This window comes from Pseudoalteromonas undina (genome assembly GCF_000238275.3).
Classification (GTDB): Bacteria; Pseudomonadota; Gammaproteobacteria; order Enterobacterales; family Alteromonadaceae; genus Pseudoalteromonas; species Pseudoalteromonas undina.
Genome location: NZ_AHCF03000003.1, coordinates 1,066,076 through 1,078,779, shown reverse-complemented (window position 1 = coordinate 1,078,779; position 12,704 = coordinate 1,066,076). Strand labels below are relative to the sequence as shown.

Sequence of the window (12,704 nt, the reverse complement as noted above, 5' to 3'; positions counted from 1 at the left end):
TCTACTGCCAGAAGCTCTCCACCTAAATTGGTGACAGTTTTGAGGATTCAGCCCCATAAACCGAAAAACAATGGTAACGACCCATTATTTTCCTCGGCGAGTACTTCCCTCCTTAATGGTCGTAGGCTGTCGTTGCCTCGCATTAAGTACCTAAGTATCGCACCTCTTCTGAATGTATTATTAACCAATGGCTAATAAAACAAAACCGCACTAAGAGTGCGGCTTTGAAAGTTATCGTTTAGACGTCTAGCTGTCAAGTCGTTTTATTATAAAATCAAATAAAACTACCCATAAAGTAAGAGCCAGCATAACCAAAGGTGTAGCACACTAACAAATACAACGACAAACGAAGGTAACTTGCAAAAGTAAGTTCTTTAACCTTACTCATAGCAATAATACCAGCCGCCGAACCAATGATCAGCATTGAACCACCCACACCGGTTGCATACGTAAACGACAACCAATGCTGTTGACTCATTACAATATCGGCTTTTAGTAACGCAGCCGTTAGTGGCACGTTATCAACACCGGCGGATAAAATACCCATTAAGTAGTTAGCGTACTCTGGCGCCATCACTGTATACAGATTTGTAAATTGGCTCAGTACCCCAACTTCTTTTAATGCACCAACAAGTAGTAACACACCCACGAAAAACAATAAGGTGTCGTACTCTATGTCACGTATAAAATCGATCATATCTTTGTTGATGTCTTTTTTGCGCATTAAAAATTGCGCGACTAAAAACATAATAGACAGGCCGAGTAAAAAGGTAAGTAATGGCGGCACACTATATAAAACACTTAAAGTGAGGGTAGAAATAACGGTAGTGAAGAAAATAACGGCAATAGTAATGTCGGTTTTTTCTATGCGTTTAAATTTAGTCTTTTTAAACTCTAACTGCTTGTTCATACCAATTGATAACAAGGTAGCCAGTAATAATACGCTTAATAATGCAGGCACAATTAACAATAATAAGTGACTAATGGTGACTTTACCATCAAGGAAAATCATTAACGTGGTTACATCACCCGTTATAAGTGAAACACCGCCGGAGTTCACTGCAAATACAATTAAGGTGGCGTACTTAACTAGTTTTTTGGCTTCAAGCTTTAATGACATAATCACTGCCAAGGAGATCAGTGTAGCTGTTACGTTGTCGGAAATAGATGAAAATAGAAACGCAAAACTCCCCACCAAAAACATCAGCTTTCGCTCACTAATGCTGGTTGGCATAATCCGGTTCACAACATTTTCGATGAGTCCTTTGGAGTTTAAATAGGCAACAAAGGTCATTGCGGCCATTAAAAACAACCATAAGGAAGCAATTTCTAAAATATTGTGGTCAAGGAGGGTTTGAATCGTTTCAGGGCTTTGCCCATTAAGAGGAAAAATAAAGGAGATAATCCAACAAAGTGTACCAAAAAATAATGTCGTTTTGGCTTTGTTTACGTGAATCACATCCTCAATAACGATAAGCAAGAATGCAATCGCTATCAGCGTCAGGATAATCGAGGAAACCATGATATTAAACAACCTTCGGGTTTAAGTAAAAATTGAAACCATGTAAAAAATAGAGGTACACACTCTATGTGCCTATATTCGGCGCGGATACTATCACTAAGCGAGTGTAAAAACTATTATTAAATCGTCGCAAAAACGAATACCATATAAGTTCAAGAAATATAAAATAACGAATACTAGGATGTTGTAACGCCTTATGATCCCAGCTAAAAAGCTACTTAATACCCTCACTGAGCATTGGGGTGTATTAGAGCTATTATTTAAACGCTTTAAAATGGCCGACTTTAGTATTAAAGATTTACAAAATGCCATAAAACAAAAGCAACCGACGTGGAATAATGAGCGTATTTATAAAGAAACCAATCGGTTATTAAATCAAGAAATTATTATTCCCTTGGCTAAATCGTCACAACTAGAAATTAACCGTGCCATTGCGGACTTTGCTACCTTTTTACTTCAAGAAGAACATTTAGGCTTAGCACAAGAAATTAGTGTATTGGTTGATGATTTAGCTCGCTTAGGTAACCGGCTATCTAATGCCGGTGAAATGGAAGATTTTGATGATTTACGTCGCTTTAGCCGCATTATGGATGATCGGGTTCGTAAAATAATTAAGCTGTTTTTACATAACGAAAACGCCATTTTAAATATTGTTGAGCAAGCCAAATCAAATAACGCGGTGCAATCGCTGCAAAAGCGCTATAAAGCCGTGATAGAAGCATTTGATGAATATATAGAACCCATGCTAGAAATGGTCGATATTAGAGGCGACTTTCATGCCTGTTTTACTCTAATTGAGCAACAAATTAGTACCCAAATAGAACATATTGAGCGCTCAGGCAAAGCGTACAGTGATAAACGTATGCTTGAGCAATTACGTACCCGTATTCTCGAAATGCACCTAGTTGGTCGGACAAGCTTACGTAAAAGTGCCGATATGCTAATGCCACTGCGTGAAGAGTTGCGCCGTAATAACCTTATTACCCGCCAAGCGGCAAAAGTATTAGGGCTAATTCGTAAAAACGGGGTGGATAATATGCTCAGCGCCGTGCAACCCCATTTTGTAAGCGATGCGCAAAAGTATTCATTGGGTCAACAGCGTCATATTGTTGCCTATATGGCAAGCTTAGCTGAGTTTGAACACCACGAATATCAGCTACCAGAACAAAATGATGTGCCCGCGTTTGTCACGCCAAACATTCCTGACTATCACGATGTAAAAGCGCAATTTACCAAACGCTTTAAAAAGCAGCGTAAAAAACCACAGCCTTTGCTGCAATTTTTAGATGAAAGCTACCCTGAGCTTGAAGCCGATGAAATGCTGTTTTTGTATCAAAAGTTGGTAAGCGATAGCACCCTAGAAATTAGCCAAAGCGATAAGAAAGCCCGCGTTAACATTGCAGGCCAGCACTTTAATTTATATCCCTTTAATTCAGAGCCTCAGGCTGATAAAGCCGAGCACGAGTAATCACCATGACCCATATAAACTTAGATGAGCTTTCTCACTTACAAGCCATTAATAAAAAATTAGTCGCCGGTTACCACATTTGCGAACAAGACACCGTAATGTGGCAAGAGCTTGACCAACAAATAGACGCTTATACTGCCTTATTTACAGCACTAGGCCACGAGTTAAAACACGATAGCCGTGGTTTTTATTATTTTGCCAGCGATGAAAGCACCCCAAACATGGGTAAGATTTCACGCGCTGTAGCGCTCACTATTTACATTTTAATAGAGCATTTTGCCAATACAGGTAAAGACCCAATGCGCGCATTATTTGACGAGCCAAACGATTTAGAGCTAATGCAAACCTTGGTACAGCTTAATAAACATTTGTTCGATCAGCTTGAGATATTCTCGGGTTCTGACTTACGAAAAGATGTGTATTTACGCATGGTACGTTTAGGTCTTGCCCGCGAGGTAGAAGGTGGCTTTATGTTGCAAGCCCCTATTCACCGCTATATTGATGCCTTAATGGAAGTAAACGAAGAGACCTTTATTAGTGAGGACGAGCAATGAAAAATTTATACGGACTGAGTAAACTCGCCCTACTAAATACCGCAGGCTATGCCAAATGTGTGATCCCACTGGATAAAAGTAGCTCGATTTGTGCCCCTAACAACACAGGTAAAAGCTCAGTAATTAATGCACTGCAGTTTCCGCTAATTAACGATTTACGCCTAACCGAGTGGGATGGCCACGATTTAGATGAAACCCGTAAGTTTTATTTTTCATCAGATCAATCGTACATTTTATTGCAAGCCGATTTGCCCCATGGCTCAGTCGTCATTGGCGTTGCTGGCTTAGGTAAAATTGCCGGTTATGCGCACCAATACTTTTGCTATCAAGGAAAGCTTGATTTAGCCCAGTACACCCAAGGCAATACCATTATTAAGTTTACCAAGCTGTTTAACCACTTAAAGCAGCAAGGTTACAACCCAATAGAGCTTAAGGCACAAGAATTAAACGCCCTTCTGACAGGCGGAGCAACGCAATTTGACGGTGAGATCAATTTAAAAATGATCCCCCTCAACAACGTTCAAGACTCTGCAATATACAAAGAAATATTTCGTCGTATTCTTAATTTACATAAGTTAGGCGCAAACGACGTTAAGCGCTTTATGCTCCGTGTGTTTGAACGCCATATGTCAAATTCTAAGGTCGACTTTTACGAGGTTTGGCGCCGTTCGTTTGATAAAGTAAACCGCGCAAAGCGTGAATTAAAAGCGCTAGAATCAATGCAAGAGCCCATAGCCGCTCTTGAATCTATGCTTGAAAACCAAACCGTGCTTAAAGGTAAACTAGCAGCATATGCGCCAAAGATTGACCAAGCACTGATTGACTTTGATGCTTACCAAGAAGAGCAACTAAGCGAGCTCAACATCGCCCTTGAAGACATTGAGCACGAAAAGCACGAGTTTGAACAAAAGCAAGGGCTATACGTGCAACAATCGCGCGATATAGAGCGCAAGCAAACTCAAATTGAACAATGGTTTTTAGATTTCAACGCCCTTAAAAGTGAATTTGAGCTGGTTAATAAAGCCACTCTCAAAACCAACCTAACGCAGTTAAAAAATGACTACGAGTCGTTGTCACACTCTATTACGAGTGCACAAGGGCAAAGCCTGCACACCCTTGATTTCCGTATTGGTGAAACACAAAAACAAATTAAGAGCTTAAAGTTACAACTTAAAAACTTAGAATTTAATTTATTCACTCGTATGCGTGAAGACTTATCGCTGAAAGAAGTAGAAGAAATATCGCGGCTATTAAACCCCGATCTTCTCTCCTTTGCCACCACCAGTAATGGCGATATAACCATTGATGACGAAGACGCCTTTGGTGAATTTTTAGCGCAGCTGAGCGAAAATGTTAAAGGCGGTGTACTCACCCTACCCGGTGCCAGTATTAAACTTAAAAAGCTCTCACCAGTACAAATGCAAAGCGGCGAAAACAAAGAGCAACTGAGCGCTCAGTTAACCGCGCTTGAGCAATCATTAAAAGAGTTTAAACAACAACGCGAAGTGGCCGCCAATGTTGCTGATAAACAAAAAGAAAAAGACGCGCTATACGATGAGCTTATGAGTGCAGAAAGCGCACTTAAACGCTTAGAGCAATTTGAAGTGATGCAACAGTCGGTTGACGCCCAAGCAATGCTAAAAGAACAGCTTTTAGCCGAGCGCGAACAAGTTGACGATTACCTACAAGATATTCAAAAAAACAGTGGTTCAATTGCTGATAGACGCTCACTAATTAAATCTAAGCAGGCACAAATTAATCGTCAAACAGAGCGCTTACGCCAAGTTAAAACCGAGCGTATTGACCACACTTTAGATTTATACAGTGGTAAAGTAACGCCTTATATGATTGATATAAAAATCGATTTTGATAATTTAAGCGATTTAATTCATCACTTTAATAAGGACTGCCAAGAGCTACGTAATTTCGATATAAATGTACGTAATACCTATATGCATATTTATAATGCCGGTATCACTAAGTTTGATAACGAAAACGATGAGTTTAGTAAATATCAAAAGCTTATTAGCGCGTTTCATAACATTGATAACGAGCGCGATGCAGTTGAGCGCCAAGGTCGCGTTGCCCTCACTGAAGTGGCCGCTACAATTAAAGGCCTGCGCGAAGATTTAGACCGCTTACGCCGTGAAATGAATAGCTTTAATAAAGGCATTAGCCAGCACCGCATCTCAAACCTGCAAGCGTTTAAAATTAATATTATCCCGCGCAAAATGTTGGTAGATAGTATTGATACTATTATCAGTACCTCTAACCAATTTGAACAAGGTGATACCCTAGATTTACTCAGCCAAGAACCTTACAGCGAGAGCGCGGTAAACGAGGCAAAAGATCATTTAATTAAACTCGCCTCAGACAAAGCAGGCCTTACATTAACTGATTTATTTGATATTCGTTTTGAAGTGGTTAACCGTGCAGGTGAAACCGAGCACTTTGAAAAGATAGACTCGGCTGGCTCAAATGGTACGCGTATCACCATTAAGCTATTATGTGGCATGTTGTTTATTCGTTATTTATTAAGCGATCAGGAACAAAACTTATACCGTATACCTATTTATATAGATGAAGCGGCTGATATCGACCCGCAAAACCAAAAGGCAATTATAGAAACTGCCCTGAGCTTTGGCTTTGTGCCAATATTTGCCTCGGTTAAACCGCAAATAAGTTGTGATTATATTGTGCCAATTCGTTCAGTAAAAGACGGTGCACAAAACTGGGTAGATGAAAAAGATTGGATTGAGGTTGAACATAAAGCTCCTCAGCTAGACTAATAATTAATTGGCTATTCATCTTAGCCAGTTACACTTATTTTATAAATTTTAAATTACCCTCGCCCATGGTAGTTTAAACAAACGCACTTTATTGGAGCAAACGGAATGAAACACATATTTATTGTCGCAGCACTGGCATTACTAACCGCCTGTACACAAACACCCGATTGGGATTACGATAAATCAGCAAACTTTAGTAACTACAAAACGTTTGCTTGGGTAGAAAACGCGAGTCTAACCAAAGACACGAATAACTACCAAATCAGTGGGCTTATGGAAAAACGCGTTCGCAATGCGGTAAACAACCAACTAAGCCAACAATTAGGTATGCAATTGGTTGATGTAGCGCAAGCTGATGTACTTGTTAACTACCACGCAAGTGTAGATAAAGAGCTTGAAGTTGACAGCTTTAACGTAGGCTACGGTGCACGTTGGGGTTACTGGGGCACAGGCTTTAACCACGATGTAAGCGCGCGTGAGTACGAAGTAGGCACATTAGTTATCGATATTATTGACCGTGAGTCAAACCAACTAATTTGGCGTGGTGCTAAAGATGGTCGTTTAAAGAAAAAACAAACCCCATCACAACGTGAAGCCGCTATTAAGGAAACGGTTGCCAATATTTTAAGCAACTTCCCGCCTAAAGCGCAGCAATAAACTTTAATTAATATTTAAAAGCCCGCATGTTTGCGGGCTTTTTTGTGGCTTAAAAACTGTTTACCTATAAAGTAATAAGTTACACATTAACAAGGTGATAGCTCAATGCTATAGTAATCATGTTACAAGGATAAAGCTTAATCAATAAGACGTTTAGTAAGTCTAGTGTTTAGAATTGTGAGATAAATTAAAGGATTAAAATGAAAGAAATGTGCCCAAATTGTAAAAGTAATTTTGCAGCTAAAGATATAAAAAATATTAACAAAAATAGTATTTTTATTGAAAAACAATGCCCTTCTTGTCAAACATGGTTTTGTTTGAATAAAACACTCACGATTATAAAAATTATTGGTATTTTTTTATTGTTAATAACCAGCCTATTAAATATCTTCAATATTAAAAGCCAATACAGTCTAATGTTTTCAAGCATTGGCTTGGTAGGAATACTGGTAGCAATCATTATTACTTTTTTTGGTAAGCATGAAACGGTCAAATAATCAAAAAACAAAAAAGAAGCAAAAAATAAAACACGCTAATATTAGTAATACTAGAATGCTATTGAACCAAATCGCATTCTCTTTAGTCTTTTGGGCTTTAGGCCTTTTATCTATTTTATTTGCGATAAAATTTATACATGATGGCTATATTCTGACCCCAACAGATTACCGGGTCGAATCTGACGTTTATTTCTTTTCAGCGTCGCCGTTTACTTATCTATTTTACCTTTTTCTTTACTTAGGAACTGGGATCTACTTTTTAGCTGTGCCCTATCTTTTTAGAGATATGTTCCCGCGAAAAAAGAAAAAGCCTGATAAAAATAAAAAAAAGTACAAACGAGGCAAAAATTAGTTTCATTAGTTACCAGCACTTTTTATTTAAATACGCCCCAATGAAGTTGTTATTTATACTTGTGCAATAAATCAATTGGGATATGGCAATAATCATTAGGGTGATTGGTTAAACGGTCTTGATGGTCGGGATCGCTAGGGACATAATTAGTCAGTGGCGCTACTTGTACCGCTATTTTTTCAGCATCATCACGCTGGCTAATATAGTCTCTGGTGATGTTTAAATGATTGCTGTCTTGGCTAAAAATGGCGGTGCGGTATTTTTCGCCTACATCGTTACCTTGTTTATTGATACTGTATGGATCAATAATCTCAAAAAAATAGCCGATTAATTCATTTAAGGTCACTTCTTGAATATCAAAGGTTACTTTCACGCATTCGGCATAGCCATCGTATTCACCTTGTGTTGTGTTACTAGTGCCATTGGCACGCCCCGCCTCAGTAGTCACTACTCCAGGTAAATACTTCATAAATTCTTGCACGCCCCATAAGCAACCACCAGCAAAATAAAGTGTGTGCTGATTTAATGAATGACTCGATTGTTGTATTTGCATAATAAAGTGACCAATGTAAATAATTTATAGGATGCAGAGTTACTATTTTGTAACGCTAGGTTTGATTATCAAATGCAGTTTTTTATCATTAATGTACAATAGCGCCCAAAATCACCCTAGCTTAGTGAGCTTACCTTATCATGTGATAAAAAGTGATAGGTATTTAATTGTTAGCGCCACTGCATAAAATGAGAATAATGATATGAATCGTGCCCCGCACCTTATTATACCGGCTGTGCTAGCCAGTATTTCAACTGTTGCTTATGCAGAGCAGAGTAAAGAAACAGCAACCATAGAACAAATAACAATTGAAGCGTCACCCACTGCCAATACCTTACCCGTTGGTACATTTGATTCGCCTATTTCAAATTTAGAGTACGACCCGCGTGTTGACTTGCAATCACGCAATATGGCTGAAGCACAAGCTGATGTAACGATACGCGGGGGGATTTTTGAAAATACCGGCTTTAGAGTCGGCAGTGCAACTCTACTCGACCCGCAATCTGGTCACTATTTTGCAGAAATTCCTATTGCACCACAAATGCTAACAGGTGCTAGTGTATTAACCGGAGCCGATAACGCACTTTATGGCATGAATAGCTCTGTGGGTACTGTGTCGTTTGCTTGGAAACCAATAACAACTGGTGGCAGTGTCTCTTTGGGCGCTGGCTCAAATGACTTTAACCTACAAACAATTCATGCAGGTGTGAGTACTCCACTTGAAGCAAACGCTAATTGGCATATTGGTTTTGAAGGTGAATATTCGCACTCACAAAGTGATGGTTCAATTGATTTTGGCGATCATGATTTTACCCGTACTTCTGGCAGAGTGCAGTTAACTGGGAGCGATTCACAAACTGATTTATTTTACGGCTTGCAAGAAAAGTTTTTTGGTTGGCCAAACCTTTATACCCCATTTGGTGTAAATGAAACTGAAGACTTAGAAACTCAATTATGGATGCTCAACCATAAACAAGCCTATGCTACCAACAGTGAATTTGAAGTATCGGCTTATTACCGCAAGCATAACGACCATTATGTTTATTCAAGAGAAAACCCAAGCGCGTTCCAAGCATTTCATGAAACACAAGTAAAATCATTGGCTATTTCAGGTCGTCATGCGCAAACAAAGTCAGTTGCGGTTAATTACTCGGCGCAATATATAGAAGACAGTATTGACTCCACCACCCTTGAAAATAATTTCACTTCACGTAACTACTTTAAGCTTAGTGTATTACCAGAGTACACAGCATCACTTGCAAGTGATCAGCAACTAAGGGTGCGTTTAGGGGCTGCATTTGATAACACCAGTCGTGATGATTCTGAGCTATCACTGATTGGTGATGTTAGTTTCAATACCCAAAATAACGATGGCACTGAGCGTACGCTGTACTTGTCGTATGCCGAGGCAAGCCAAGTAGCAGGCTACACCGCCATTGGTGGCAGTGAGTCAGGTGGTTTGTTTAGAAGTAACGCTAACCTTGAGCGTGAAACCACCAAAAGCTTAGAGCTGGGCTTATTACTTGAGCAACAAAGCTGGCAGCTTAATTCCGCGCTTTTTTATCGTAAAGATAACAACCTAACCGATTGGACATTTAACTTTGATTCAAGCTCAGCGCGATTTGCACAGCCTGTTGATATTGATACTACAGGCCTTGAGTTTTTAGCCACTAAACAATTTGATAACGCAGAAATTATTGCCAGCTATGCGTACTTACATAAAACAGAAACCTACGGCGCTGAAAATATTGACGCTAGCTTTTATGCCTTAAATTTTCCTGATCATCGTGTAACACTCGGTGCGATTTGGAACCCAATGGATATATTAGAGTTTCGTGTAGATAATGAGTGGCGTAAACAGCATAACAATGCGCTGCGCCGTTCAGGCGACGAAGCGCTATTTACTCAGCTGACGGTAAAAATAACTCCGCCAGCCCTGCCTAACTTCTTTATTAGTCTTGCGGCTGATAACTTGTGGGATGAGTCGTTTGAGGAAATTCCAGGCACGCCAGGGCGCGGCGAACAATATACACTAAGTGCCACGTATAGCTGGTAACTTTATCGCTCAGCGAGGGCTTACTCCACGCTGAGCTTGTTTTTTTAATTAAAATAAGAAACAGACCAGTAGAAAGCATAATTAGAAACTTCATTTCGCAGCCCTCCCTAAGTATTCTAAAAGCGCAGAATCTCTTCGCCGTCTTAATGCATTTATCATTAAAAAAAATGAGAAGAAAATGAGAAATCACTAGTAACTAAGCCAAATAACTTTGTGTCTAACTCACACACTCTAAAAGCGCAGTTTCTCTTCGCCCTCTTTGTGCATTGATAATTAAAAAATTATGAACTGAAAGAATTGAATGAGAAGTAAATGAGGTAACACTAGCGACAATGTAAAGTAGATACGTAATTGTCTTCTCTGAGTATGGATTTTAGAAACACAAAGTAAGTGTCTAACCTGAACTCTGGTTAAGAGATTTACTAACATATCGAATCAAAATGATATTTATGTTTATTTTCTCAAGCTAGATATTTTTAGTGAAAACAAGGCGAAATTACGCGTCAATAGCTAGCCTATTGCAAGTAAATTCAACGCAGTTAGCGCTGCAAATAGCTGCTTGAGATGGATTTATTACCCGGAGTTCAGGTTATCAACACTTTTCAAGCGTATTAATTGTAAATATATGTGTATTTAATACAATAAATTAGGTTAATTGCTCTAATTCAGTAATTAATGTTAATGCTTGTTCATTAGTCGTCCCGCATACATCTAATGTGGCACTAAAGTCACTGCACACTTTTGGGCGCGACTCATCACCAAATAGCTTGCATAAATTTCGTTCATCCAGCTGAATACAACGTTCTCCGGCCTTTTTACCGTTTGGCATACCTGGAATTGGCGAGCTAATACTCGGCGCAATACAACATGCTCCACAGCCTAAACGGCACGCCATTGATTGTGTTTTCATTCTAACCTCAGTAATAAATTTCAATTGTTTTGTTGCTGCTTTGTACATAAATAGCGTGTTTCGTTCTATTTGTAACCGCCTTGTGCAATGACTTGTTACATCTTCAAATACACTGTAAACACTTTATTGCGTATCATTAGTCCATCAGCACAATTTATGAAGGAATGCCCTGTGGCGACTAAAAAACAAATAATACTTCCGATCGTGGTCCTTGTTGGTGGCATTGGCCTCGCAGCAGGCTTTTCTGCAATGAAAAAGCCACCTGAAGAAAAGCCCCCCAAGACATGCGTCCTTTGGTTGCAGCACAACCAGTTCACCTTGATGCAATTACCCTCGATGTAAAGTCGTACGGTATTGTACAACCAAAAGACCGCACTGAATTGATTGCTCAGGTGAGTGGCCAAGTTATTTCAGTTGCAGGACAATTTGTTGAAGGTGCCTTTGTAAAGCAAGGCGACATTTTAGCACGAATTGATCCAAATGATTACGAAGCTGATTTAATTGAAGCAGAAGCAGGCCTTGCCCAAGCAAGCTCAGCACTCGAAATTGAACGCGCACAAGCGCATGTTGCTAAAGCCGAATGGGAACGCATTAAAGCAGACTCAAGTGATATCACCGCCTCTGCACTGTATTTACGTAAACCGCAATTAGCTGAAAAAATGGCGCGATATCGCTCAGCACAAGCAAGTGTAAAACGTGCTAAGCGTAATTTAGAACGCACATATATTAAAGCCCCCTACGATGCAATTATAAACGAGCGCAGCATTAGTTTAGGTTCGGTAGTTAATCCTGGTAATAGCTTTGGTTCACTTAGTTCAACTGAGGTCGCCGAGGTGCGTTTACCTGTTGCCGATAAAGAGCTGCAATACCTTAATAATGGTGGCATAGGTGCAACAGTTGAATTTAATGCGCAATATGCAGGTAAAGAAACCACATGGCAGGCTAAAGTGGTACGTAGCGAAGGTGTGATTGATCAAAAAAGTCGAATGAGCTATTTAGTTGCCCAACTTCAAACCCCATATGAAGGGGTTCAGCCACTTCGTTTTGGCTCATACATAAACGCTACAATTGAAGGCCGCGCCGTTAATGGCGCTATTGTTGTTCCTCATCATCTGGTTAAAAATAATAAAATTGCAGTGTTAAACGATGATTTAACTTTGTCATTTAAAACACTCAATATTATTCGCGAACAAGATGGCATGGTCATCGCTAATCAAGGCTTAGCAGAGGGAGAACAACTGATAACTTCTGCTCTTGAATACCCTAGCGAAGGAATGGCAGTAAAAATTGAAGACACTGTGACCAAACCAGACGTTACTCAACTTGCATTAAAAGGAGAGTAAGCA

At 39.6% G+C, this 12,704-nt stretch carries 9 protein-coding genes, 1 pseudogene and 1 riboswitch; of the genes and pseudogenes, 7 read left to right on the top strand and 3 right to left on the bottom strand.

Translation table 11 applies throughout. The annotated features are described in order from the left end of the window. Positions 1-3: 3 nt before the first annotated feature. Positions 4-176, bottom strand: a riboswitch (Lysine riboswitch). Positions 177-274: 98 nt separating this feature from the next. Continuing rightward, on the bottom strand, positions 275-1,522 hold the full coding sequence (gene nhaD / locus PUND_RS08655) for a sodium:proton antiporter NhaD (RefSeq protein WP_008109270.1): 1,248 nt from the start codon (positions 1,520-1,522) through the stop codon (positions 275-277). A 196-nt stretch (positions 1,523-1,718) separates the two neighbouring features. On the opposite strand from nhaD, the gene PUND_RS08650 reads away from it, so the two are divergent. The 5 genes from PUND_RS08650 to PUND_RS08630 all read left to right on the top strand — a co-directional run bounded on the left by PUND_RS08650 (position 1,719) and on the right by PUND_RS08630 (position 7,487). Further along, positions 1,719-2,990: a hypothetical protein gene (locus PUND_RS08650; RefSeq protein ID WP_010388660.1), complete on the top strand. Its 1,272-nt coding sequence runs from the start codon at positions 1,719-1,721 to the stop codon at positions 2,988-2,990. 5 nt (positions 2,991-2,995) lie between these two features. After that, entirely contained in the window at positions 2,996-3,544 is a 549-nt protein-coding gene (locus PUND_RS08645; RefSeq protein WP_010388659.1) for a condensin complex protein MksE, read from the top strand. Further along, positions 3,541-6,333 (top strand): coiled-coil domain-containing protein, encoded by a 2,793-nt coding sequence (locus PUND_RS08640; RefSeq protein ID WP_010388658.1) that lies wholly within the window; start codon positions 3,541-3,543, stop codon positions 6,331-6,333. The genes PUND_RS08645 and PUND_RS08640 overlap by 4 nt, the downstream gene beginning before the upstream one ends. A gap of 105 nt (positions 6,334-6,438) precedes the next feature. Next, on the top strand, positions 6,439-6,990 hold the full coding sequence (locus tag PUND_RS08635) for a DUF4136 domain-containing protein (RefSeq protein ID WP_008109277.1): 552 nt from the start codon (positions 6,439-6,441) through the stop codon (positions 6,988-6,990). 200 nt (positions 6,991-7,190) lie between these two features. Then, entirely contained in the window at positions 7,191-7,487 is a 297-nt protein-coding gene (locus PUND_RS08630; protein WP_010388657.1) for a hypothetical protein, read from the top strand. A gap of 401 nt (positions 7,488-7,888) precedes the next feature. Here the strand turns inward: PUND_RS08630 and PUND_RS08625 are convergent, their stop codons facing one another. After that, positions 7,889-8,392 carry a peptide-methionine (S)-S-oxide reductase gene (locus PUND_RS08625; protein ID WP_010388655.1) on the bottom strand — a complete coding sequence of 168 codons (504 nt, stop codon included), beginning with the start codon at positions 8,390-8,392 and terminating at the stop codon, positions 7,889-7,891. A 202-nt stretch (positions 8,393-8,594) separates the two neighbouring features. On the opposite strand from PUND_RS08625, the gene PUND_RS08620 reads away from it, so the two are divergent. Continuing rightward, positions 8,595-10,448 (top strand): TonB-dependent receptor plug domain-containing protein, encoded by a 1,854-nt coding sequence (locus tag PUND_RS08620; RefSeq protein WP_010388651.1) that lies wholly within the window; start codon positions 8,595-8,597, stop codon positions 10,446-10,448. Positions 10,449-11,094: 646 nt separating this feature from the next. Here the strand turns inward: PUND_RS08620 and PUND_RS08615 are convergent. Then, entirely contained in the window at positions 11,095-11,358 is a 264-nt protein-coding gene (locus PUND_RS08615; protein ID WP_041708812.1) for a YkgJ family cysteine cluster protein, read from the bottom strand. Between the two features lie 171 nt (positions 11,359-11,529). On the opposite strand from PUND_RS08615, the pseudogene PUND_RS08610 reads away from it, so the two are divergent. Continuing rightward, a pseudogene (locus PUND_RS08610) lies at positions 11,530-12,701 on the top strand (efflux RND transporter periplasmic adaptor subunit). Positions 12,702-12,704: the final 3 nt, after the last annotated feature.